General features: G+C 48.5%; 24 protein-coding genes and 1 pseudogene. 15 read left to right on the forward strand and 10 right to left on the reverse strand.

Annotation, left to right across the window (positions count from 1 at the left end):
• Positions 1–75: 75 nt before the first annotated feature.
• Complete coding sequence (locus GKS04_00350; protein ID QMU55649.1) at positions 76–303, forward strand: DUF4911 domain-containing protein; 228 nt, start codon at positions 76–78, stop codon at positions 301–303.
• Positions 303–1,859 (forward strand): murein biosynthesis integral membrane protein MurJ, encoded by a 1,557-nt coding sequence (murJ, locus tag GKS04_00355; protein ID QMU55650.1) that lies wholly within the window; start codon positions 303–305, stop codon positions 1,857–1,859. The genes GKS04_00350 and murJ overlap by 1 nt, the downstream gene beginning before the upstream one ends.
• 412 nt (positions 1,860–2,271) lie before the next feature.
• On the opposite strand, the pseudogene GKS04_00360 reads toward murJ, so the two are convergent.
• Positions 2,272–2,532, reverse strand: a pseudogene (locus GKS04_00360) (hypothetical protein).
• 207 nt (positions 2,533–2,739) lie between these two features.
• On the opposite strand from GKS04_00360, the gene aroQ reads away from it, so the two are divergent.
• The 7 genes from aroQ to GKS04_00395 are packed head-to-tail and all read left to right on the forward strand — an operon-like array spanning position 2,740 to position 10,292.
• Entirely contained in the window at positions 2,740–3,189 is a 450-nt protein-coding gene (gene aroQ, locus GKS04_00365) for a type II 3-dehydroquinate dehydratase (protein ID QMU55651.1), read from the forward strand.
• Between the two features lie 41 nt (positions 3,190–3,230).
• Positions 3,231–4,949 carry a single-stranded-DNA-specific exonuclease RecJ gene (gene recJ, locus GKS04_00370; GenBank protein ID QMU55652.1) on the forward strand — a complete coding sequence of 573 codons (1,719 nt, stop codon included), beginning with the start codon at positions 3,231–3,233 and terminating at the stop codon, positions 4,947–4,949.
• A 17-nt stretch (positions 4,950–4,966) separates the two neighbouring features.
• Positions 4,967–6,298 carry a Trk system potassium transporter TrkA gene (gene trkA / locus GKS04_00375; protein ID QMU55653.1) on the forward strand — a complete coding sequence of 444 codons (1,332 nt, stop codon included), beginning with the start codon at positions 4,967–4,969 and terminating at the stop codon, positions 6,296–6,298.
• A complete protein-coding gene (locus GKS04_00380) occupies positions 6,299–7,756 on the forward strand; it encodes a TrkH family potassium uptake protein (GenBank protein QMU55654.1) in 1,458 nt (485 codons plus the stop codon).
• Entirely contained in the window at positions 7,744–8,691 is a 948-nt protein-coding gene (locus GKS04_00385; GenBank protein ID QMU55655.1) for a bifunctional riboflavin kinase/FAD synthetase, read from the forward strand. The genes GKS04_00380 and GKS04_00385 overlap by 13 nt, the downstream gene beginning before the upstream one ends.
• On the forward strand, positions 8,688–9,539 hold the full coding sequence (gene aroE, locus GKS04_00390) for a shikimate dehydrogenase (protein ID QMU55656.1): 852 nt from the start codon (positions 8,688–8,690) through the stop codon (positions 9,537–9,539). The genes GKS04_00385 and aroE overlap by 4 nt, the downstream gene beginning before the upstream one ends.
• 18 nt (positions 9,540–9,557) lie before the next feature.
• The gene (locus tag GKS04_00395; protein QMU55657.1) at positions 9,558–10,292 is read left to right on the forward strand and encodes a hypothetical protein; all 735 of its coding nucleotides are present in this window, start codon (positions 9,558–9,560) and stop codon (positions 10,290–10,292) included.
• Positions 10,293–10,326: 34 nt separating this feature from the next.
• Here the strand turns inward: GKS04_00395 and GKS04_00400 are convergent, their stop codons facing one another.
• The 8 genes from GKS04_00400 to GKS04_00435 are packed head-to-tail and all read right to left on the reverse strand — an operon-like array spanning position 10,327 to position 18,768.
• Positions 10,327–12,054, reverse strand: a complete 1,728-nt coding sequence (locus GKS04_00400; GenBank protein QMU55658.1) for a DUF87 domain-containing protein — start codon at positions 12,052–12,054, stop codon at positions 10,327–10,329.
• Between the two features lie 11 nt (positions 12,055–12,065).
• A complete protein-coding gene (locus GKS04_00405; protein QMU55659.1) occupies positions 12,066–13,253 on the reverse strand; it encodes a hypothetical protein in 1,188 nt (395 codons plus the stop codon).
• Positions 13,254–13,258: 5 nt separating this feature from the next.
• A complete protein-coding gene (locus GKS04_00410; protein QMU55660.1) occupies positions 13,259–14,407 on the reverse strand; it encodes a DUF4338 domain-containing protein in 1,149 nt (382 codons plus the stop codon).
• 48 nt (positions 14,408–14,455) lie between these two features.
• Positions 14,456–15,001, reverse strand: coding sequence for a redoxin domain-containing protein (locus GKS04_00415; protein QMU55661.1), 546 nt, complete (start codon positions 14,999–15,001; stop codon positions 14,456–14,458).
• Positions 15,002–15,007: 6 nt separating this feature from the next.
• Positions 15,008–15,415, reverse strand: coding sequence for a DUF393 domain-containing protein (locus GKS04_00420; protein QMU55662.1), 408 nt, complete (start codon positions 15,413–15,415; stop codon positions 15,008–15,010).
• Positions 15,412–16,683 carry a sodium ion-translocating decarboxylase subunit beta gene (locus GKS04_00425; GenBank protein ID QMU55663.1) on the reverse strand — a complete coding sequence of 424 codons (1,272 nt, stop codon included), beginning with the start codon at positions 16,681–16,683 and terminating at the stop codon, positions 15,412–15,414. The genes GKS04_00420 and GKS04_00425 overlap by 4 nt, the downstream gene beginning before the upstream one ends.
• Before the next feature lie 23 nt (positions 16,684–16,706).
• Positions 16,707–18,521, reverse strand: coding sequence for a biotin attachment protein (locus GKS04_00430; GenBank protein QMU55664.1), 1,815 nt, complete (start codon positions 18,519–18,521; stop codon positions 16,707–16,709).
• Positions 18,522–18,546: 25 nt separating this feature from the next.
• Entirely contained in the window at positions 18,547–18,768 is a 222-nt protein-coding gene (locus tag GKS04_00435) for a hypothetical protein (GenBank protein QMU55665.1), read from the reverse strand.
• Between the two features lie 108 nt (positions 18,769–18,876).
• Here GKS04_00435 and rpmH point away from each other — a divergent pair, with 108 nt between their 5' ends.
• Genes rpmH through GKS04_00465 form a run of 6 tightly spaced genes read left to right on the forward strand, consistent with a single transcriptional unit; the run spans position 18,877 to position 22,748 of the window.
• Complete coding sequence (gene rpmH / locus GKS04_00440; protein ID QMU55666.1) at positions 18,877–19,026, forward strand: 50S ribosomal protein L34; 150 nt, start codon at positions 18,877–18,879, stop codon at positions 19,024–19,026.
• Positions 19,023–19,373 carry a ribonuclease P protein component gene (gene rnpA / locus GKS04_00445; GenBank protein QMU55667.1) on the forward strand — a complete coding sequence of 117 codons (351 nt, stop codon included), beginning with the start codon at positions 19,023–19,025 and terminating at the stop codon, positions 19,371–19,373. The genes rpmH and rnpA overlap by 4 nt, the downstream gene beginning before the upstream one ends.
• Position 19,374: 1 nt before the next feature.
• A complete protein-coding gene (gene yidD, locus GKS04_00450; protein ID QMU55668.1) occupies positions 19,375–19,602 on the forward strand; it encodes a membrane protein insertion efficiency factor YidD in 228 nt (75 codons plus the stop codon).
• A 7-nt stretch (positions 19,603–19,609) separates the two neighbouring features.
• On the forward strand, positions 19,610–21,253 hold the full coding sequence (yidC, locus tag GKS04_00455) for a membrane protein insertase YidC (protein ID QMU55669.1): 1,644 nt from the start codon (positions 19,610–19,612) through the stop codon (positions 21,251–21,253).
• Between the two features lie 14 nt (positions 21,254–21,267).
• Complete coding sequence (locus GKS04_00460) at positions 21,268–21,966, forward strand: hypothetical protein (protein ID QMU55670.1); 699 nt, start codon at positions 21,268–21,270, stop codon at positions 21,964–21,966.
• Between the two features lie 2 nt (positions 21,967–21,968).
• Entirely contained in the window at positions 21,969–22,748 is a 780-nt protein-coding gene (locus GKS04_00465; GenBank protein ID QMU55671.1) for an NAD-dependent protein deacylase, read from the forward strand.
• On the opposite strand, the gene GKS04_00470 is transcribed toward GKS04_00465, so the two are convergent.
• Positions 22,741–23,385, reverse strand: coding sequence for a hypothetical protein (locus tag GKS04_00470; GenBank protein ID QMU55672.1), 645 nt, complete (start codon positions 23,383–23,385; stop codon positions 22,741–22,743). The genes GKS04_00465 and GKS04_00470 overlap by 8 nt on opposite strands.
• Positions 23,386–23,492: the final 107 nt, after the last annotated feature.

A 23,492-nucleotide genomic window follows, 5' to 3' on the forward strand; every position in this document is an offset into this window, starting at 1 on the left:
TCCGTTAGTATAATGCGTGCTGTCGGCACAAGGCAACATTGTTATTCTTACTCTTTTGTGAACCCATAGCCGGAGATTTTTTTGAGCGTTTTCACATTGAAACTGAAAGACCAGAGCGACAATGTTGTTCTTGCTTCAATTCTGGGAGGATACTCACATGTTATGTGGGTCAGAACGGAGAATCCGGAAGACCCTGTGGTGAAAATTTTCACCACGCCGGACTTTGAGGAAGAAACGCGACGGATTCTTCTGGAACTCCGAAAAGAGGTTGATTTTGAGTTTGCGGACACCGAAGAGAAGTGATGAACTCCGCGCCTGACACCGGAAAAACCGTCCTGCGCAACTGGGGAACGGTCGGCGGGCTGACGTTTGTGAGCAGAATTGCGGGATACGCGCGGGACCTCGTGGTCGCCTACTTTCTTGGAGCGGGCTTTCAGAGCGATGCGTTCTATGTCGCGTTCCGTATACCGAATCTGTTGCGACGGCTGTTCGCGGAGGGAATGCTGTCCGCGGCCTTTATTCCGGTTTTCACCGAACACATAAAAAAACACGGCGCGCAAAGCGCTCGAGAGGGTTTCTCGGCAACTCTGACCGTTCTGCTCGCCGCACTCGGCACGGTAACGGTTTTGGGCGTTGTGTTCGCGCCGCAAATCATACGGCTGTTCGCGTCCGGTTTTGAGACGGAATCTTTTGAGCTGGCGGTTTCGCTTCTGCGCCTGATGTTTCCCTACATCCTTCTTGTTTCGTTCGCGGCGATTTCAATGGGCGTGCTTAATTCGGTCGGACATTTTTTCGCTCCCGCGTTCTCGCCTCTGCTTTTCAATCTGGCTTTCATAGCAGGGGTGGTTTTTTTTCACGACCAGTGGTCCGAGCCGGCAATCGCGGCCGGGCTGGGTGTTCTTGCCGGCGGCGCGCTACAGAGCGCGGTAAATATTCCCTTCTTGAAATCGCGCGGGTTCGCCCCCCAGATTGGCGGCGTTTTCAAACACTCGCCTCTGCTTAAAAAAATAGGTGTTCTGATGCTGCCTCAACTGTTCGGGGTCGCAGTCTACAATCTCAACATTATCGTCAACACTCAATACGCCTCTTACATGGAGAGAGGGACAGTGTCATACCTTTACTTCGCCGAGCGGCTGACGGAGTTTCCCCTAGGCATCGGCGCGGTCGCAATCGCCACCGTTTTCCTGCCCCGCCTTTCGGCGCGAGCGGCGGACAACGACATGGAGGGTTTTAGAACGGACTACGCCGGTCTGCTAAAAATGACGCTGTTCATAACCCTGCCCGCGCTCGCGGGACTTGCCGCACTCGCAAATCCAATCTGCTCGGTTCTATTTGAAAGGGGTGAATTCACAAGTTCCGACGCGCTTTTTTCTTCGCAGGCGCTCGTTGGATACGCCGCCGGAGTCTGGGCGGTCGCGGGAATAAGGATTACGGCTCCAGCTTTTTTCGCGTTGCAGGACACAAAAACCCCCGTTCGCGCGGCGGCGGCGGCTCTTGTAATCAACCTTGCGCTCGGCTATCTGCTGGGCTTTTCACTTGACTTGAAGCACACGGGGCTTGCGCTCGCGAGTTCGGTGGCGGCGGCGGTTAATTTTCTGATTCTCCTGCGTCTTCTGGACAAAAGAGTGGGGAAAATCACCGCACGGGGATTTTGGGTCTGGTTTGTAAAAACAGCTGGCGCTTCCGCTATGTCGGCGGCTGTGGCGAAAGCGGTTTATGAAATTGCGCAAACCGCAACGCCGCAAACAGTTGCTCTTGCGGTTGCGATAGCCGTTGCGTTTACGGTTTTTATACTGTCCACACGAATACTGAAAATTGAAGAAGCGGGAAAGTTGGTTGGAATGGTGAGAGGAAGGTAGTTTTTCAGTCTCCAAACAACATTTTTTAATCAACCACCCTTTTCATCTCAAACTCTCCGCCGAATGTGTTGACAAAACACCCTTTAAATGAGGGGTTCGCTTTGCAGTGATAGCGGAAGAACTACTGCTTTTCCGCTTCGTCATCCGCAGGCGCGGGCGTTTCAGAGGGGGTTTCTTCAGCTTTTTCCGCTTTAGGTTCTTCCTTCACTTCATCGGCGGGAGCGGCTTCCTCTTTTTTATCTTCGGCGGGCGGTTTGTCTTTTGCTTCCTCAGCCGGAGTTTCCGCCTTTTCTTCCTTTGTCTCAGGCTCCGCCGGTTTTTCAGCCTTTTCCGCTTCTGCGGCGGGCTCCTCTTTCGCATCAGGTTTTGCTTCGGCTTTCTTTTCCCCTTCGGGCTTTTCTTCTTTAGCGGGTTCCGCCTTCTCTTTCCCGCCCTTCTCCAGCTCTCCGGTTTCGGCGGAAGCGTTTCCCCCGGCGTCCTCAGCAGGCGGCGCCTCTTTGGGAGACTCCTTCACTTCGGGCGGAATCGCCACATCAAGCAGTCCTTCTTCAACAAGAACTACGATTTTTTCGCGGCTGTTGACGTACTTTTTGCGCTTTTTTGTCTTTACTGCGTAACGCCCGTCTCCACGCTTGTAGATTATGTGCTCTGCGGTTTTCTTTACGATTTTCATTATTCCCTTTCTCCTTCGCGATACTCGGTTTGATTTGCTCCGCGCCCCAACCTGAAACCGGAACAGGCGCTTACTGTACAGAACCTGCGGAACTATGCAAGCACAGAGCCGTTAAAGTTCTTGAAATCGCCCCCGAAATAAAGCACAATTCAGGCAAAGGAAATGTCGCCGGTTCGCTTTCCCCCGGAGCCGGTCAGAGTCAAACAAATGAACATACTTGTAATCCACGGGCCCAATCTGGGCCTTCTCGGCAAAAGAGAGCCGGAGATATACGGAAACCGCACTCTTGACGATGTAAACGCGGATCTTGCCGCTCGTGCGCGGGAAATTAATCCGGCTGCGTCCCTTGAATTTTTTCAGAACGACTCCGAAGGCGAAATCGTCCGCGCCATCCAGAACGCGCTCGGAAAGGTTGACGGAATCCTTATAAACCCCGCCGCTTACACGCACACAAGCGTTGCCGTGCGGGACGCCATACTCTCGGTCGGCATACCGACCGTTGAGGTTCACATATCAAACATTCATAAAAGAGAGGAATTCAGGCACATTTCGTTTGTGTCGCCGGTCGCGGTGGGAGTTGTGTCGGGATTTGGCACGGAGAGCTACGCTCTGGGCTTGCGCGGGCTTATTGAGCACCTTAAAGGCGGCGGAAAATAATCGCGTTCGCGCGCGCGGAGCCTCTTTGAAGTAAATCTCAAATGAAATCCAACTGGCTTATAAAAGAACAGTTTCCTGAACGCAGCGCGGAACTCGCGCGCGAGGTGGAAACCTCGCCACTTGTGGCTCAACTGCTCATAAACAGAGGAATAGAGACCGGTGAGACCGCCGAGCGTTTTTTGGGCGACAGTTTCACGGAGTTGCCGAGTCCTTTTCTGATGGCGGGAATGGAAGACGCCGTTGACAGAATAGAAAAAGCGGTTGGCAGCGGCGAGGTGGTTGCCGTTTACGGCGATTATGACGCGGACGGCGTAACCTCAACCTCGCTTCTGTGTGATTTTCTGAAAGCCCTTGACGTTGACACCATATACTTCGCGCCGCACAGAATTAAAGACGGATACGGAATAAACTCGCGTGCCGTTGAGGAACTGGGGCGGCGTGGGGCAACCCTGATTATCTCAACCGACTGTGGAATAACCGCGCTTGACGAAGTGGAAAATGCCAAGGAACTGGGAATAGATTTTATAGTTACCGACCACCATCTGCCCGGCGATGAGATTCCGGACGCGGTCGCGGTCGTAAACCCGAAACTGCCCGGCTGCGACTATCCGGAAAAAAACATAGCAGGGGTTGGGGTGGCTTTTAATCTCGCTCTCGCGGTGCGCGCGCGACTGCGCGAGAAAGGTTTTTTTGACAGCAGAACCGAACCTAACATGGCTCATTATCTGGATTTGGTTGCCATAGGCACAGTAACGGACAGGGTTCCGCTCACGGGCGCAAACAGGATTATGGTCAAAGAGGGAATCAAGAGAATGAAAACCCCTGACAGACCCGGAATTGAGGCGCTGAAAACGGTCAGCAGGATAAACGGAGGATTCAATTCGGGCGACATCGCTTACAGAATGGGGCCGCGCATAAATGCGGCGGGCAGAATAGACGGACCCGAAATCGCGGTTGAGCTTCTGCTGTCCGAAAGCGCGGAACACGCACGGACGATAGCAAAAAAACTGGATGAACGGAACAGAACCCGACAGGAACTTGAGCGCAAAGCGGTTGCCGAAGCGATTGAATTTATAGAGCAGAATCCGGACAGCGCGCAGTCCGCCTGCCTTGTGGTTTCTTCGCAGGACTGGCATCCGGGAATCACGGGCCCTCTCGCCTCGCGGCTTGTGGAAAAATACTCCAAACCCGCGTTCGCCATTGCAATAGACTCAGACGGAATCGGCAAAGGCTCCGGCAGAACGGTTCCGGCGGTCAACCTTTATGAAACCTTGCGAGCCTGTGACAAGTCGCTTGAACGCTATGGCGGGCATGCGATGGCCGCAGGGATTACCGTGCGAAGCGAAAGCATAGACCTGTTCCGCTCCGAGATTGACAAGCATATCAAAAGCACCGGCGCGGGCACGAAACCGGGAGAAAAGACCTTCCGCATAGACGCACGCATCGGCATTGAGAGTTTGACCCTCAAAACCGTCAAGGAGTTTGAAATCCTTGAGCCGTTCGGAAGCGGCAACCCCACGCCGGTTTTCCTGATTGAAGGCGCGAAAATCATTTCACACAACGTCATCAAAAACGCTCACCTTAAACTTTTTCTGGACACGGGCGAAGGCGGCGCCCCTATTGAGGCAATGTGGTGGAACGCCGCGGACGGAGTTGCTGCGCCCGAAGGGAAAGCGGACATAGTGTTTTCGCCCGAAATCTCGGTATGGAAAAACAGAGAGTCCCTCACACTCAGGATTATCGACCTTGAAAGGATATAATTAGTCGGGGCAGTCAAATGAAAAAAATAACCATAATCGGCGGCGGACAGGTTGGAACGCTGCTCGCCGAGGATCTTTCCCAGCAGAATGACGTTGTGCTTGTTGAGCACGACCGGGAAAGATTGAGGAAAATCAAAGACAGGCTGGACATCATGTGCATTGAAGGAGATGCCAGCGAGCCGGCAGTGATTGAGCAGGCGAGAATTAGAGATGCGGACATCGTTCTCGCCGTTTCGGGAGACGACAAAACAAACATCATGTGCGCGGTTTCGGCAAGCATTCTCGGGGTTCCCGCGACCGTGGCGAAAGTCAGAAGTTCCGAATACACGCAATACTCCGAACTGCTCAAACAAAACGGCGTTTCCATCATCAACCCCGGCGAAATCATTTCAAAAAACATCGTTGCCGCCGTAACCGAGTCGCATTTCGCGTGGAGCAACCAGAAAATAGCAAGCGGCAAAATAGACCTGTTCAAACTCAGGGTGGGAGAAGAGGGCTCAATGCTGGACAAGCCTTTGAGCAAACTTGAAGTGTCTCCGTGGATATTTGTCGGCGTGGCGAGAAAAGGACAGATGCTTATCCCTTCGGGCGAAACCGTTCTTATGCCCGGCGACAGCGTTTACGCGCTCGGAGACGCCTCAATGCTTGACAACCTGACCGAGGCGATGGGTCTGAAAGAGGAAAAACACACAACAAACGTAATCATCATCGGCGCGGGGCGGCTTGGAAAACTGACCGCGTCAATGCTTCATAAAAGCGGAGCGACGGTCAAGGTCATAGAGAGCAATCCGCAAATCGCGGCGGAACTTGCCGAAGAGGTTCCGGGGGTAATGGTGCTCGGCGGAGACGCCACAGACGTCAAGATACAACAGGAAGCGGGCGTGGAAGCCGCCGACTATCTTATAGCGCTCACGGGCGATGACGGGGAAAACATCCTGAGTTCGCTTCTCGCGCGGCGGCTCGGAGTGAAACGAAGCATAGTTCTCTACACAAAACCGGACTACGTGGACGTGCTTGAAACCATCGGGATTGACACCGCCGTGAGTGTGCGCATTTCGGTTGTGAATGAGATTCTGGCTATGCTTGACCTCGGCGGCGGCGTGGCACGGACAACACTTCTTGAAGAGGGACGCGGAGAGATAATGGAGTTTATGGTGGAGGAAAACAGCGAAATACTCGGCACCCCGCTTAAAAACGCCAATCTGCCCGAAGGATGCATTGTGGGCGCGTGTTTGAGAAACAACGAAACGATAATACCCCAGGGAAACTTCACTCCGCAGATAAACGACACTATAATAGTGTTCACACTTCCCGAAGCGGTAAAAAAAGTTGAAAAGGCGATTTTGTAAGTGAATTTCAGGTTCTGCCTCAACATACTCGGCAGTTTCATAAGAATTCTCGGACTGCTGATGCTAATTCCCGCTGCGTGCTCGCTGATTTATGGCGAGGACGACCTTTTAGCGCTCGTGAGTTCGGCGGTAATTGTATTTGTTTCCGGTTTCTCCCTCATTCTCGCCACTCGCGGAACTGAAAAAACAGATGAAATAGAAAGAAGGGACGGATTTCTCATAGCCGTGCTTTTCTGGGTTTCGGCGAGTTTGCTCGGAAGCATTCCCTATCTGCTTTACGGAGTGTTCCCCAATCCCGTGGACGCGTTGTTTGAATCAACCGCCGGTTTTACGACAACGGGCGCAAGCGTCATACATGATATTGAAGCGCTTCCGCACGGAATACTTTTGTGGAGAAACCTGAGCCAGTGGCTCGGCGGAATGGGAATTGTAGTTCTTGCGATAGCCGTTCTGCCGCGCCTCTCAATCGGCGGCGGACGGCTGATGGCTCTTGAAGCGCCGGGACCCACAACCGAGCGGCTGACCCCGAGAATTGCCGAAACGGCGAAAAATATCTGGCTTGTATATGTTGTGCTTTCAGTGGCGCTCATGGTTATCCTCGCGCTCTCGGGAATGCCCGTTTTTGACTCCATTGCGCACTCCTTCAGCACAATGTCAACGGGCGGATTTTCACCCCGCAACATGAGCATCGGACACTACGAAAGTCCGCTGATTGAAGCGGTGATTACCATTTTCATGTTCATCGGGGGAATGAACTTCGTTGTTCACTACCTGATTATGAAAGGAAAAATCAGAGACGCGTTGAAGGGAGCGGAACTTAAATTTTATTTCGTCTTCATCGTGATTATAATCGCGGTTGTTTCCTTCAACCTAAACGGGACGGGAACCTTTGACGGCTTGCGGGAATCTTTCAGATATGCCGCTTTTCAGGTGGTTTCAATTGGAACGGGAACCGGATACTCGTCGGCGAATTTCGGCACATGGCCCGTGCTGTCAACCTTTATGCTGATTATTCTGATGATAGTCGGGGGCTGTTCCGGCTCCACAACCGGCGCGGTCAAGCAGTCAAGAATTCTCGTGATGGCGGCAAAATGCTACCGCGAACTCAGAAAATTGATCTATCCGAGCATGGTTTCGCCCGTGCGTTTTGACGGCAAGCCGCTTGAAGAATCGGCGGTGTCAAACGTGGCAAGTTTTCTCCTGCTTTACGCTTTGGGAATTGTTATCGGCACGGGGCTTATTACCTCCCTTGAAAACACATCGCTTCTCACGGCTTTTTCCGCGACCGTGTCCGCAATTGGAAATGTGGGGCCCGGGCTGGGCTCGGTCGGTCCGTCTGAAAACTACGCCGCGCTCACTGACTCAACAAAAGGCGTTCTGTCATTACTGATGATAACCGGCAGGCTTGAGCTTTACACAATACTCGTGCTTTTCATACCCGATTTCTGGAGAAAGTAGACGTGGAATTTTTTCAGAATTTTTCTTTTTCCGGAGATTTGAAAACCGTTTGCGCTCTGGGCAATTTTGACGGCGTTCATCTGGGACACCGCAAAATCATTGCCACGCTCAAAGAAAAAGCCGCGCAACACGGCGCAAAATCCTGCGCGATTACTTTCGACCCTCATCCGCAGAAATTCCTGAAAAACAAAACAGTCCACCTGCTTATGCCCTTTGATGAGCGGCTTGCGTTGCTTGAAAAAAGCGGAATTGAAATGGCGGTGCGGCTTGAGTTTTGCGAGTCCCTGTCTCTTATGCCGCCTGAGCGGTTCATAAAGGAAATTATGGTGGAAAAAGCCGCGATGACGGCTATTGTTGTGGGCCCGCGCTTCGGTTTCGGCAACAAGAGACGGGGAAATGTTGATTTGCTTAGAGAACTGGGAGACAAGTTCGGGTTTGAAACAGTTGTTCTTGAACCCGCGATGGTGGGCGGCGAAAGGGTAAGCAGCAGCAGAATCAGGGAGTTGATTCTCACCGGACACACGGACGAGGCTTCGGAACTTCTCGGATACTGCTACTACATAAAGGGCGTTGTGGAAGAAGGGGAAAAGCGCGGACGGGAAATAGGGTTTCCAACCGTCAACCTCAAAACCCGTTGGGAAATACTGCCAAAACCCGGAGTTTACGCGACCGTTACGGAAATTGAGGGACACGGACGCGAGCGTAGCATAACAAACATAGGAAACAGACCCACTTTCGGCGGCGGCAAGACGGTTGCCGAGAGCCATTTGCTTGATGCCGAAGGGAATTTTTACGGAAAAAAAGTGACCGTTGAGTTTGTAAAAAGGGTCAGGAACGAAAAAAAATTCGGCTCGGCGGACGAGTTATCGCGGCAAATAACCAAAGACATTGAGCGGGTCAGAGATGTTCTGGAAAAGAAAACCGGAGATAAATAATTTTGAGCGGAAAAACCACACTTTTCGGAATATTCGGGCATCCGGTTTCGCACAGCCTCTCTCCCGACATGCACAACGCGGCGTTTTCCGCGCTTGGAATGAACTGCAGATACGATGCGTATGACATTGCCCCGGGCGAAATTAAATCCGCGGTGAAAACCATACGCTCCCTGCCTCTTCGCGGGGTAAACGTAACTGTTCCTCACAAACAGGCGATTATGGACGAGATGGATTTTCTTTCCCCCGAAGCCGAACTCGCGGGCGCAGTCAACACGGTGAAAAACGATGACGGACGCCTGTCGGGATACAACACCGATATAGACGGCGCGCTAAAAGCGCTTAAAGTCGCGACTGGTTTTGAACCTGAAAACGGAACCTCGCTCATCATAGGAGCGGGAGGAGCCGCGAGAGGGATTATTTCAGGACTTTGCATGAAAAACACAAAACGGATTTTTATCGCTAACAGAACCGCCGGAAAAGCGGAGGCTTTGGGGCGCGAATTTGCGGAAAAATTCCCGGAAATTGAAATTGAAACCTCGGAATTGCGAAGTGAAAAAACTTCGGAATTGCTCGCCTCCGCGGACATTCTCATAAACTGTTCATCGGCGGGAATGGGGGGAAACGAGCCTCTTGATTTGCAGCTTGAAAAATTCATGGGCACGTTTGGGGTTTACGACCTCGTCTATAAGCCGCTTTTGACCCCGCTTGTGGCGCGTGCGCGCGAACTTGGAATAAAAGCGGAATCAGGGCTTGGGATGTTGCTTTATCAGGGAGCAAAATCTTTTGAAATCTGGACGGGCGGAGACGCACCGATTAAAGTGATGAAAAAAGCGCTCGGAGACGAATAGAAATTGGCGAAATGCGCATTGATGATTTATGAATTGATTGACTCCATACCCGGCGGCGGAGAATACTGGAGCGAATACATAAATTTTTATGAAAAATTCTGGGATCGTCCGGCATCGCCAAGATCAACCTGGTGGGGAAAGGAATACGATGAATTCAGAAATCTTCTCGCCTCTAATTTGGGAATTGAAACGGGTGAAATCAAAGACTGTTTTTTCATAAAAGAAAATGAGCGGTATTTTGTGTGCCGCATAGACGAACCGTCAAGTTTTAACATAATTTCGTGCGAAAATTTTATTCCGTTTGAATGGCTTGCGGCTTTTGACGAGGAAAAGCGCGATTTTTTCTACACTCACGCGGGTTTCGGCGCCGTTCATCATGATTCAATTTTCTATACTGAAAATATAGGAGACGCAATGAAAAGAATTGAAGAGGCGGAAAGTGTCTGCGGAAAAACCGGAGACAGAATTTCCGAATATCCTGAATTTGAAAAAATTAAAAACCTCGCCGTAAAATTGCGTGAAATGAACAGCTGGCTGCGCGGATTTGACGAAAAAGGAAAAATTTTTCTGAACTACGGTGAAATATGCTCTTTTATAACTCAGGATTCAATGAAAAATGAAAACTCCGTCGGTGATTTGAAAAGAATTATAAAAGGAATTGAAAAAGGCAATTACGAGAAAGCTGAATCAGATTTAAGATTTCTAAACGCAAAATGGACGGAAATAACCGGAGCGATTGAGAGAAGCGGGTAGAAACAACCAAAATCTAAGAGTCAGACTCCTGTCTTTATTCCGGAAAATTAGAAATTAGACCTTGCATTTCTAAAAAGAGCGGAGTACCCGTAAACGAAAGAGGAGAAACAGGTCCATAAAACATAAAAGGGAATTTGTTGTTGCTTGATGGATCAATAAAAGAACGATAAAACTTTGCTCCAGATTCGTCATTGATTATATTCCTAATCTGGCTAAATTCAGAACCACTAGTAAGTCCATATCCAAAAGCGAATATTCTAATCTGCTCTCTTATTTCCCTGTGAAGAGACTCAATGGTCTGAGTAATGAACATATAGCCTATGCCGTACTTCCTTGTTGTACGAACAGCATCAATAATGCTTGTTGTTAACTCCTTCATATCTTCATCGTATGTATAGGTGCTGATGAATCGATGAGCTTCATCTAAAACTACTAGACAGTTTGATTTACCTCCTTGGCTATATAATTCTGCACCTTTTTCTTTTATAGAATCTTCAATGATTTTTATAAAAAGAGTTTGAACAGATTCCATTCCGCTGACAGCATTCCTCCCTGAAATGTTAAGGACAATTACATTTTTGGGATTAGATACTACTTTATCTACGATGCTGTCTAATTTTTCCTTGTCATCCTCTTTGAACAAACTACACACGTAATCCCATATCTCTTTTGTCTCATTGTCAATCTCCAGAGATTCATCTGCGAGATCCCCTATCCTCTTCCTCAATCTTGTTAACTGAGAACCGCCACTAGCGTATACATTCTCTGTATACCTCTCGCTTTCATAAAACCTCTTAATCATTGAATTAAGTAACCCATCACTATCTTCTCCAATAGAAAAACGCGAATTGTTCATCCTTCCAGACACATATTCTTGAATTGATTCAGCCATTAGTTCTCTTTTTTCCTGAGTATGAATTCTGAAAGCCTTTCTAATAAAATCGTAGTTCAGCAATAAACTACTAAATAGAGATGCGAGATGAGGCAAAGAAACCTCATCAGGGACAATATATTTTTCATAATTCATCCCAGCATCTTCAAGACTACCCATAAAACTCACTTGGTCTGGCAGCACATTGTTATCTTCAAAAAACTGTTCTTGAGGATCAAGAATTAAAATACTCATATGCTCATTATTTCTTGCGTATGCTAAAATCATGTTGGCGGCCGCGGTTGTTTTTCCTGAACCAGTGCGGCCAAAAACTCCTATATGGTAGGCATCTCCCCCACCTCCTTCTTCAGGTTTCCCAAAATGCTTAAACCAAAAAGGAATTTGAACATCTGTGTCGTATGCATTACCTATACAGACTAATTGCCCCTCATACTGCTCCATAAGTTTTTCCATAATTTTATTATTCACTCTCTTAACCGGCACACCAGTTGAAGGTGAATTTGCTAATTTATGAGCCTCTGATTTTTCTTCTGCAAGAATAAAACTGGATTGAACACTAACCTTGGCTATCCTGTTGTCTGCAACTTCGCTCAGATTAGGAAGACTGCCGTGTCTTTTTATAATTCCCTTAAAAGACGGTTCTTGATGCCATTTGTTTTCCGTTGTAATTTCAGTTGTTTGACCTAAGACAAACACATCTTTATCCCCCTCTTTCACACAAAAACAAGCTAACTCACCCAGAAGTTTGTCTTTTTCACTAATCTCAAGAACATCAACAACTGCTTCAAAAGTGTCACTTGGAGAACCTACTGCTCCAAGGGAATTGTCGTCAGAATCTAATAGGTTAATGATAGATTTGTTCTCGGGCAAAACTCTCCTCCCTAACTTGTCCTATAAGGAAGAACAAGATCAAAGTTTTTGTCGCTATGCAATACGCTATCATTAAAAATAGCCTGGTTAACTGCTTCCATTCCAAAATATATATTCTTAGCAATAATATCCGCCAAAAATTGCGGATAAGGTTCCCGGATTTCTGGAAATACTATTTGTCTTTTTAAACTTCTAAGAAACCGCTCAAGATTGTTGCCATTTTCCGCAAGATTTTTCTTTATTTCAACTCGATGAGCCATAGTATGCTCCAAAGGTTCGTAATAACAAAAAAACAAATCAGATTCACTATTGTCTGTAACTTTGAATGGAGCAATTGCATCTTCAAAACGACCTTGAAGTTCTGAATTGTCCACGCCATCAATCGGCAAATTACATTTTATATGAATCTGTTTCCACATCTCTCTGTCTTTTGCTGATTGCCCTACAGGAACCGGTTTTGTATATTCATTTTCCTTGAGAAGCGTAGACAGAAAAACTTTGTCATCGGCAACAATTTCAAACTCTTGCAATTGAGAGTCTATAATCTCCCTTGAAGAAGAGTATTTTGTAAGACTTATTATTGATTCGTTAGAAAAAGCACTTGCCACAATATCCGGTATTTCGGGAATGACTTTGTCATAGTTTTCAGAAAGAAATCTTGATAGTGCATCTACGTATGGTTTGTCAGCATCTGCTTCATCTTTAGCACTGAGCAAACTATTGAGTTTAAGAATGGCGGTTACATGAGAACCGTCCATTATTCTTATTTCTCTATCTGCTTCAGACAAAATGCTCAACTCCATGAGAAACATCACACCTTGCGCCAATCTCGGATTAGCTACATGGTGAGGCAATGCGTCTTGCCATTGTTGATATTGTCGCGAACCATCAGGCCAAGTGGTTGAAGGTTCTTTTGAAAGTCCATCTACGCCAACTGCAATTGCCAAAACAATGTCTGCGCTTGTTTTGTGCTCAACAACATTGGCTCCATCAGCAGCCATAATTGACTCTGTAAAATCGCCTTCCGAACAAGATTGAATAAAATTATTATTTTTCAGTACAGTCCTTGCTTTTTCTACTTGAGATTCATTGATTTCAATCGTTTTGGCCAATTGCTTTGCAGTTCGAGGTGCTTTTTCAAGCATTTGTAGCAAGAGATCCTCTGGCAAATATGCGTAGCTCTTATCGTCTGTAGCCAAAGAATTTACCCCACAAGATTCTGGCAGTTTTCCAAGTCTTCTGACAACTCATCTAGATAGTTCTGCTTAGAAAAAAAATTCTTTTCATATTCCCAAACTCTTTTGCAAGCCCATCTTTCCTTCCAATATCCTGTCAAATCATCAACGCTTCTGCCATACCACGTAGGTCTCTTCTCTTTCTCTATTACATCTTTTAAATTTGAGGCAAAGGGAAAAAGATAAATAGCCCTTTTCATTCCGTGCTCACAGCCATTTTTGAATCCCAATAAGTTCATCGCTTTGTTGATATTCTTCATTTTTACAGAAGGACCATTTCCAAACGCCCTTCCAGCCTTATAACCACACTCGCGGAGATAACTAATAAAACCTTCGTAAAGAGTATTGGGTATGTGAAAAGAACCGCTTCCACTCGTATAACCAATAAAATCGCAGATTTTTTCATCGTATAATTTGAGACGGTTATAAACACTGCTTTTGCCATAAGCACCTGTTGTAGTAATGAAAAGTAAGTTTGCAGGCAACTGTCTTTTCAAAAGCAAGGTTTTGCTTTTGCTGTATTTGTTTTTGAAAGACTTACGAACCAAATCGGATGTCATCAGTGAAGCAACCAATTTTCCACCTAAAAACTTGTTGTAGGGGGGAAGGGATCCTAATCTTTGTGCCGATAACGACTGATTTACCCAATAATCCCTTCGTTCAGGTTCTATAGAAAGGTGTTTATCTCTAACACTCCAGGAGAGAATGGGGCTTTGCAATCCTATTAGACCAATTGGAGATTCGTGATAGTCATCCCAGACAACAAACCTCATTTGTCTTCCATAAGATTTTTCATATGGAAGACTCCACCAAGTCAAATTCCACCAACGGAATAAATTCCCCTCTCTTGTTCCCGACTGTACTTCTATCAATCTGGGTTTAATCTTTGAAACTTCTAAACTTGAACTATCAAGAATGTGCTTGCTGGCTTCGGGCAAGAATGATTCAATAAAATCAATGCTTTCTCTGATTCTTTCCGCACGAGAAAGTTGGTGTAAATGTCGTTTTTCTTCTCTATCATCCGTGTCAAGATAAAACTGCCCCTTCTTAATTCTATACCCCTGAGCAACAAGGACCCTTCGAACTTCTTTTCTTAATGCAGTTTCAACCCTGTTCATAACTTAGAACATACAATACACATTTTTCCTAAAAAAATTCCACCAACTTCACTGCTTAACCACCCTTTCCAAAACCTTCTCAAACTCTTTCGCCCTTTCCTGCCCTATGTGCGTTTCCCCTATCATTTTGTGAACAATTTTGCCGTCTCTGTCCACGATATAAAAAGTGGGCCAGTAGCGATTGTTCATTTTCCGCCAATAGTAAAAATTGTTGTCCATCATAACGGGATGAGAAACCTTGAATTCCCGCATTTTCTCTTCAAGGTTTCTTCTGCTCTTTTCATGCTCAAACTCCGGCGTGTGCACGCCGATTGCCTGAAAGCCGTTTCCTCCGAAACGTTTTTCAAGCCCGCGCAACCACGGGAAGGAGCGATATGAATTCCAGCAGTCAAAAGTCCAGAAATACACGAGCGTTACCCCGCCCTTTAAGTCCTCACGTTTGAGCGGCGCGGAATTAATCCAGTCCTGCCGGCTTGACGAGGTGAATTCCGGCAGTTGCCTCTGGTAAAACGCCTGAGCTCCCGCATGCGTTATCAGAACCGGCGCAAAAATAAAAAAAGCGCTAAAAAGAAATGCAATTTTAATCGCTCTCATAACCGTTCACGGAAGAAATCTGTCGGAATTTTCCGCATCCGGCAACTTGCACGAGTCAAATTTACCGAACCATTTGTAACGTCCGCGTGCTATATAACCGTAAATTAAATCCCTGATAAAAGCGGGAATATATGAAAAAACCCGTGCGAAACGCCAGCCGCCGCCCATTCGGGTGAGAATTTTAATCACCGCTCCGGAAAAATGGTGAACGCCCTCCTCGTCCATATAAACAATGCTCCATTCGTGAAAATCCGGCGGCGCGGAAAAGGCTTTCGCCGCGGTACGCCCCCGCAACGTGGAAAAAAAGAAAGTTTTGCGCGTGTCTCTTTTGAGAATAAAACGGATAAAACGGTCACACAATCCGCAAACACCGTCAAAGAAAATTACAGGCTTGCCGTAGGGAAGGGATTTCAAGAAAACACCGCGAGCAAAATTCCCGCCGCGACCGCTGAACCCAGAACCCCGGCCACGTTGGGACCCATCGCGTGCATAAGCAACACATTTTGAGGATCTTCCTTCGCGCCGACATCCTGCGACACGCGCGCCGCCATTGGAACGGCGGACACGCCCGCGGAACCGATAAGCGGGTTTATCTTGTTCGTGGAAAACAGGTTAAGAAGTTTTGCCTTGAGAACGCCCGAAGCCGTTCCTATGCAGAAAGCCACCACTCCGAGTATTAAAATTCCGATTGTTTCAACCGTGAGAAACTCCTCGGCCGAAAGTTTTGAGCCAACTCCGAGCCCGAGAAATATCGTGGTTATGTTTATAAGCGAATTCTGCGCCGTGTCCGAAAGTCGGTCAACAACTCCGCACTCCTTCATCAGATTGCCGAACATGAAAAACCCTATAAGCGGAGCGGCGGACGGGAGAAAAAGCGCGCACAAAACAACGGAAATAAGCGGGAACATAATCTTCTCGGTTTTAGCGACCGGTCTGAGCTGTTTCATCCTTATCATCCTTTCCTCTTTTGTCGTCAGAGCTCTCATTATGGGCGGCTGAATGAGCGGAACAAGCGCCATATATGAATACGCGGCAACCGAAATCGCTCCCAGAAGACGCGGAGACAACTGAGAGGAAACATAGATTGCCGTGGGGCCGTCCGCGCCGCCGATGATGCCGATGGACGCCGCGTCCGCAAAGGAAAAATCTATGCCGTCAACATAACGCGTGAGCGCAAGCGCTCCTATAAGGGTGGCAAATATGCCGAACTGCGCGGCAACGCCGAGCAGTATGGTTCTGGGATTGGCGAGAAGCGGCCCGAAATCTGTCAGCGCGCCGACTCCCATGAAAATAATCAGCGGGAAAATGCCCGTTTTTATGCCCGCATCGTAAACATAGCTCAAAATCCCGCCCGGCTCATTGATGCCCGAAAGAGGGATGTTGGAAAGCACGCAACCGAAACCAATTGTAACAAGCAGAAGCGGCTCAAACCGTTTGGCAATTCCAAGATAGAGAAGAAGAAAGCCAACCGAAACCATCATGAACCGTCCCGGTCCGGGTATCCACGACTCCTCGTAGGATAAAAAGCCGCTCACTCCGGTCTCTCGCGCAAGGCTACGGAAAATATCCAGAAGACTCGGAAGTTCCGAGCCCTCGCCGCCCGCAGCGAACGCCGGAAAAACGAAAAAGGCGAAAATCGCAAGAAAGGCGAAAATCGCAGTGAGTAAAGAAGTTTTTTTCATCTCGTCAAACACGGTTGCAATGGTCAGTTTGGAGCAATTGTCAGCAGAACCTGACCCGATTCAACAACATCGGTCGTAGAGACCTCTATTGATGCCACAACCCCCGCGCACGGAGAGGCGACCGGGGTTTCCATCTTCATCGCTTCAAGCACAACAAGCGGTTGATTTTCCTCAACCTTGTCTCCGACAGCAACTGAGATTTTACAAACATTTCCGGGAACGGCGGCGACGAGCGGCGTTACTTCTCCCGACGGCTTTGCGGACGGAGCCGCCTGCTGAGCGCCCCCTTCGCTGATGCTCACGGCGTAGTCAGAGCCATCAACCGTAACCGCGTAGGCGTCGCCGGAGGGCTTAACGCTCACGGCGTAATTCTTTCCGTCAATGGTTGCGGTAAAAGCGTCCGGCGTGGAGCCGCCTTCGGGCTTTGCCGCCTCTTTGGCTTCGTTTTTTCTCACATTGACCGAGAAGTCTCCTTTGAGAAAATCAAGCCCCTTGTTCCCGCCCGGAGTCTCAAGAGCGCCGACTATGAATATATTCTCCTCGGTAGTTTCAAGCCCGTTTTTTTCAAGAATGGCTTTCGCCGAGGGAATTCCCGGCTCAATAATCTCAAGCGGGTCACCGTTAAAACGGGGTTTGCCCATCTGCTCTTCGGCGATTTTTACAACTTCGGGGTCGGGAGGAACCGGCGTGCGCCCGAAATAGCCGAGCACCATATTGCCGTATCCGTCCGCGATTTTTTTCCATTTGCCCTGAGTTACGTTTGAAAATGCCTGCTGAAAATAGAACTGCGAAACCGGTGTTACGGAGGTTCCGAAACCGCCTTTGGCGACACATTCGGACATCTCCTCTATCACCTTCGGGTAAAGTTCAAGCGTGTTGGTGTCGCGCATCATCATTGTGTTTGCCGTGAGCGCGCCGCCGGGCATCGGAGAGAGCAGAACTTCGGACGAAATTCCCAGCGCTTCGGGCGGAAAATAGTAATCCGCCATGCAGTCCTTGAAAACTGCGTTCGCTTCAAGAATTTTCTTCACATCCACATCAAGCGTAAAATCCGTCCCCTTGAGCGCACCGCACATGGAAATGATGTCCGGCTGGGCGGTTCCGCCTGAAACCGGAGCCCGCGCGACGCATATTCCGTCGCAACCGGCTTCTATCGCAGCGGTGTATTGAGCAACGCCCTGCGCGGCGGTTTCATGCGTGTGCACCCACAGTACCGTGTCCTTGCCAACAATCTCTCTGGCGCCTTTAACCGTGTCGTAAACCTTTTTGGGGTTTGAAGTTCCCGAAGCGTCTTTGAAGCAGATTGAGTCAAAGGGAAGCCCGGAATCAAGAATTTCGCGCACTTTGTTGATGTAAAATTCCGAATCATGCGCGCCGTCGCAGCCGGGTGGAAGTTCCATCATCGTAACAACAACCTGATGGTGAATACCCGCGTTTTTTATGCACTGCGCGGAATACTCAAGGTTGCGCACATCGTTGAGGGCATCAAAGTTTCTTATGTGGGTTATGCCGTGCTTTTTGAACATTCTGGCATGAAGGTCAATCATGTCTTTGGGTTGCGCGGACAGCGCCACCACGTTGATTCCCCTCGCAAGCGTCTGGAGATTGGCATCGGGACCCGCGGCGCTTCTGAACCTGTCCATCATGTCAAAAGCGGACTCCCCGCAATACAGGAAAAGGCTCTGAAATCTGGCTCCGCCGCCAGCCTCAAAATGGGTTATTCCTGCGTGCGACGCCGCTTCAACCGCCGGAAGGAAATCATCGGTGAGTACGCGCGCGCCGAAAAATGACTGAAAACCGTCTCTGAAAGAAGTGTCTTGAAAAAGTATTTTCTTCATAAAGCGCCCTTTTTTGCCTGAATACCTATTTTTTTCCGGTTCCGTATGCCGAAAGAGCCGCCGCAATCACCGCCGCAATTCTGCCGCCCTCATCCTTTGGAACTGAAGTCTGCACCGACCCCGAAGCGGACGGAGAAACACTGCCGAAAAAGTATGCGGACACCTTTATCATAATCAGAAGAGCGGAAAGGAAAATATAGACGACAAACATCCCCGCAAGCATCAGTTTTAAACCTTCAAGTATCATTGCGCAAGCATTCCGGAAAGGGAAAATACGGCTATCATTTAACAACAAGGGCGGGAACTTGTCAACTTGACCGGAGCGTCAGTTGTGGTAGTTTTACGCGCGTCTGCCATGAAGAGAACTTTTCAGCCGCACAGGAAAAAAGCGATAAAAACCCACGGTTTCCGCTCAAGAATGAGCACTGTGGGCGGACGCCGCGTTCTGAAGAGAAGAACGCAAAAGGGCAGACACGCTCTGACTGTCCAGTTCCGGGCAAAATGAGGAAAATCCGCGGCCAGGAGCTTCGGAAAAGAGAAAAACTGATGGAAAAAACCGAGTATGTGCGGGTTTTGAAAAAAGGGAAACGGCTCTCGTCTCAAAATCTCTCCGTTGTTATCGCCGAAAACGGGCTCGGCTTTGCGCGTATCGGGCGGATTGTGGCTAAAAAAGCCGTTCCCGGCGCGGTTTCAAGAAACACAATCAAACGTTATTTCCGGGAAATCTTCAGGCTTAACAAACCTCAATTCGCCTCAAGAGACGTTATTTTCATAGCGGAAAATGATGTGTCCAAAATGCCTTTCGGTGCGGTTTGCGCGGAAATAATGGGTATGATGGGCGGAGAGAAATGAAATGGCATCCCGCGTCGCCTCAAGGCTTGCGATTTTCATTATAGAGATATACCGCAAAACAATATCGCCGTTGCTGGGAGCCCGTTGCCGGTTCTATCCCAGTTGCTCCGAATATTCCTCGCAAGCCATTAGAACACACGGACTGAGGCGCGGAGCGGTGATGGCTGTGAGCAGGGTGGCAAGGTGCCACCCCTTTAACGCCGGCGGCTACGACCCGGTGGAGAAATGAAACTGACATGCAGGATGAGAAACTCACTTCCAATTACATAATCTTCGCCGTTCTCGCTCTGGGAATAATCTTCGGATACTCAAAACTGTTTCCGCAACCGACCGGAAACCCCAAACCTGTGGTAACCGAAAAAACCGATGCATTGAACACAGGCGGGGAAATGCAAGCCGCGCCAATGGACGCACAATGGGAGCCTCCAACCCTGCCGGCCGCCGCACGGAGCGGAAAAACCGTGGAGGTTCAAACCTCTCTCTACACGGCGTATGTGGACACCGCCGGTGGGACCATAAAAAAGCTGGTTCTTAAAAACTACTCTGAAAGCCCTGAAGACGGGTCGGAATCTCTCACGCTTGTCGGAGGAAAGTGGTCATCTCCGGAAACGGTCTTGTCTCTGGAAAACACCAACCTCCCGAACCCGGTTCCGTTTGAATATAAAGGCGAAACCACGGTCAAGGTGGAGGGGCTCGCGAGGGAAATCGCGCTTTCATACGAGCAAAACGGCTTCAGGATTGTCAAAAAACTGTCGTTCACGCCGGACACTTACATGATTGGCGGCAAATACGAGATAGAAAACCGGTCGGCGAAAACCGCCGAATACGCCTTGCATTTTCTCCAGCGCGGAAAAATAGAAGAGGCGGATTACGGACCGACCAACGCCCTTGTTGTTTCCGTCAACGGCGAGAAAAAACAGTTCAATGGCGGAGATGACGTGGGAAAACCTCTCACGGGCGGAGTTGACTGGCTGGGATTTTCAAAAAAATACTTCATAATCGCGGCGCTTCCCGAATCGGGTGAAACAACACAGGTCAAGACTTCCACAAAAGACGGGCGTGAGATTAAAACGCGTTTTTCATACGGAAGGTTTTCAATTCCTTCGGGCGCGGTTTCGGAGCGTAAGTGGAAAACGTATATGGGGCCGAAGCAGGAAAATATGCTTTCGGCGGCCGGTTACGGATTTGAAAACGCCATTGATTACGGCTGGTTTGGAACGCTTTCAAAACTTGCGGTGCGTGTTCTGAAATACTCCAACGGCTTTTTTGACAACTACGGAGTCTCAATAATTGTCATAACGGTCGTATTCCGTCTGCTGTTTCTGCCTCTTTCCATAAAGGGAATGAGGTCAATGAAGAAAATGCAGAAAAAAATGGAGACCTTAAAACCCAAACTGGACGCACTCAAGGAAAAGTTCAAGGACGACAAAAAACGTCAGAACGAAGAGATGATGAAGCTTTACTCAAATCACGGAATCAACCCTCTCAGCAGTCTTGGCGGCTGTCTGCCGATGCTTGCTCAAGTCCCGGTGTTTATCGCGCTTTATTACGGATTGCTGTATTCAATAGAGTTGCGCCACAGTTCGTTTCTGTGGATAAGCGACCTTTCCGCGGCGGAGATGCTGTTTGATGTGCCGGGAACTTCCGTGCCGTTTAGAATTCTCCCGCTTGCAATGGGGGTTTCGTGGTGGTTCTCAACAAAATTGACCCCCATCGCGGCAGCCGGCGACACTGCCGCGATGCAGGCGAAAATAATGCAGTTTATGCCTCTTGTTTTCACCTTTGTTATGTGGGATTTTCCTTCGGGGCTTGTGCTTTACTGGACGGCAAGCAACGTGTTGAGCGTGGCGCAGCAATTGTACATAAACAGAAGCACATAGGATAAAATAAGGAGATGGATATGAAAGAAGTGGAAAAAGAAGCGGAAACTACCGAGGAAGCTCTTGAAGAAGCGCTTATTGAACTCGGAGTCCACAGGAATAAAGTTTTTGTTGAGGTTCTTCGCAAGCCATCAAAAGGCATTTTTGGAATCGGCGGCAGAAAAGCAAAAATCAGGGTTGCTCTGAAAAGCAAAAGCGGCGCGGACGGCTCGCCACAGGAAGATATAAGCTATTCATCCGAAGAGGTGCGTGAACATGCCGGAGAAGCAACAAAAAAAATTCTGGATATCATGGGCATTAACCACTCCATTAACGTGTCTGAAACCGATTCGGCAATAGAGTTGGACTTGAACGTTGATGAATATCAGGGGTTGTTGATAGGCAAATACGGGGAAACCCTGAGAAACTTTGAATACATTGTTTCCAGAATAGTTTCGTCCAAAACCGGCAAGCCTCCCAACAGAGGCAAAAGGATTTCAATAGACGTCAACGACTACAAAAGGAAAAGAGAGAAAGAGATTGAAAGAAAAGCCGTTGAAGCCGCGAAAAAGGTAATTGAGTCCGGCAGGCCGTTCACTTTTCACAGAATGCAGGCTTACGAAAGAAAAGTCGTTTACACAGCCGTTAAAGAGATGAGCGGGGTTAAGTTCGAGACAAAAGAGGACGGCAATGCGAAGAAAATCACCTTTCTGCCCGCCTCGCGTGACAATTAGAGATAATTTACTCCTTGCACGATGAAGCGGAAAAATTTCTTGAAATTCTGTCCGGCACCGGAAAAGGCGCGGTTTTAACCGGAGCCGGAATAAGCACCGAGTCCGGCATACCGGACTACAGATCTCCCGATAAGGGATTGTGGGAAAAGATGGACCAGTCGGTCGTGTCTCTTGACGGGTTTATGCAAAACCCGTCCGCCTACTATTCATACGCTCTGGAACTTCACCCGGTCCGTAGCGCCGCAAAACCCAACGCCGGACATTTTCTGTTTGCCGAACTTGAAGCGCGGAAAATGACGAACGGCGTCATAACTCAGAATGTGGACGGCTTGCACGGCGAAGCGGGTTCCAAAACCGTGCATGAGCTGCACGGCTCAATACGCGAAACCGTATGCATCAAATGCGGTGGAAAAACGCCGATGGACGAGGTTATGAAAAGAGTGAAAAACGGACAAACCGCACCCGAATGCGAATGCGGCGGAATTTTGAAACCCAACGCCGTTTTCTTTGGAGAGCCCCTTCCGCGCGAACCTTGGAATGCGGCCATTGAACTTGTGGAGGAGTGCGGGGTTCTTATAGTTGCCGGCTCGTCTTTACTGGTAACACCCGCAAGCACGCTTCCTCAAATCGCACTGCGAAACGGCGCGAAACTCATAATTCTCAATTTGATGGAAACGCCTTACGATAAAGACTCGGATCTTGTGGTGAGAGAAAAAATCGCCGTGTTCGCGGCGGAAGCGACGAAAATCCTCTCAGACCTGAAAACCGAGTTTCTTAATTGAAAATACGCAGGTTGAGCCCGACACCGAAAGCAAGCGCGTCCGAATTGTGCTCGTAAGCAAATGAACTGTTCAAAGAGATTCTTTCGGTGAGACTAAAATTAGAGTCAACTCCAATCTCAATACCGTCTCCGAACTCATCCATCCAGTTGTAATTGACACCCAAAAGCATTGTTAGACGCCCCTGACTTAACTCAGCGCCCGTGTTCAGACCCCATATAAGTTCGGTGTTTTCGTATTCGGCAACTGAAGGCTGCTGTTTCGACTTTGCCGTGGAAATACCGAGCATGGCTCCCGCAAGCAGTTTGATGTGCGGGGTAATGCTCCTGTGGATGGTCGGATTAACCTGCGCATCAAAAACCCATGTCTTATCTTCCGAACCGACCTGCGCATAAGTCAGTTCGGTAATGAAATCCAAATCCTGACCGGGGAAAAGATTTGCGCCAATCTGAAATCCCTGAAATCTGCTTTTACCTGATTGGCTGGCAATTTCGCCGCCATACTCTTTTGAGATAAATTTGGTGGTTATGGAACGATTGCCCAGCATGCTTTTAGCACCGGTTTCCGCCGCAGACGGAAAAACGCTGACAGACACCACTGCCAAACCCATAACCAGTAACGATAGTATGAATTTCTTCATTGTTTAATCTCCTCTCTCCTGTTTCACCCGGCCATATTGGAAGCCATATTATAGACTAACAAAGGTTTACTTAACAAGACAAAATTGAATTTGCGGTCTCCGGACAT

The organism is Candidatus Mycalebacterium zealandia, assembly GCA_014075295.1.
GTDB classification, from domain to species: Bacteria; Desulfobacterota_D; UBA1144; order Nemesobacterales; family Mycalebacteriaceae; genus Mycalebacterium; species Mycalebacterium zealandia.

Bases quoted from the DNA above. Each gene is read 5' to 3' on its own strand.
- murJ (QMU55650.1), top strand. From the start codon at position 303: ATGAACTCCGCGCCTGACACCGGAAAAACCGTCCTGCGCAACTGGGGA.
- aroQ (QMU55651.1), top strand. From the start codon at position 2,740: ATGAACATACTTGTAATCCACGGGCCCAATCTGGGCCTTCTCGGCAAA.
- recJ (QMU55652.1), top strand. From the start codon at position 3,231: ATGAAATCCAACTGGCTTATAAAAGAACAGTTTCCTGAACGCAGCGCG.
- trkA (QMU55653.1), top strand. From the start codon at position 4,967: ATGAAAAAAATAACCATAATCGGCGGCGGACAGGTTGGAACGCTGCTC.
- GKS04_00410 (QMU55660.1), bottom strand. From the start codon at position 14,407: ATGAACAGGGTTGAAACTGCATTAAGAAAAGAAGTTCGAAGGGTCCTT.
- GKS04_00415 (QMU55661.1), bottom strand. From the start codon at position 15,001: ATGAGAGCGATTAAAATTGCATTTCTTTTTAGCGCTTTTTTTATTTTT.
- GKS04_00425 (QMU55663.1), bottom strand. From the start codon at position 16,683: ATGAAAAAAACTTCTTTACTCACTGCGATTTTCGCCTTTCTTGCGATT.
- GKS04_00430 (QMU55664.1), bottom strand. From the start codon at position 18,521: ATGAAGAAAATACTTTTTCAAGACACTTCTTTCAGAGACGGTTTTCAG.
- GKS04_00435 (QMU55665.1), bottom strand. From the start codon at position 18,768: ATGATACTTGAAGGTTTAAAACTGATGCTTGCGGGGATGTTTGTCGTC.
- rpmH (QMU55666.1), top strand. From the start codon at position 18,877: ATGAAGAGAACTTTTCAGCCGCACAGGAAAAAAGCGATAAAAACCCAC.
- rnpA (QMU55667.1), top strand. From the start codon at position 19,023: ATGAGGAAAATCCGCGGCCAGGAGCTTCGGAAAAGAGAAAAACTGATG.
- yidD (QMU55668.1), top strand. From the start codon at position 19,375: ATGGCATCCCGCGTCGCCTCAAGGCTTGCGATTTTCATTATAGAGATA.
- yidC (QMU55669.1), top strand. From the start codon at position 19,610: ATGCAGGATGAGAAACTCACTTCCAATTACATAATCTTCGCCGTTCTC.
- GKS04_00460 (QMU55670.1), top strand. From the start codon at position 21,268: ATGGATATGAAAGAAGTGGAAAAAGAAGCGGAAACTACCGAGGAAGCT.
- GKS04_00470 (QMU55672.1), bottom strand. From the start codon at position 23,385: ATGAAGAAATTCATACTATCGTTACTGGTTATGGGTTTGGCAGTGGTG.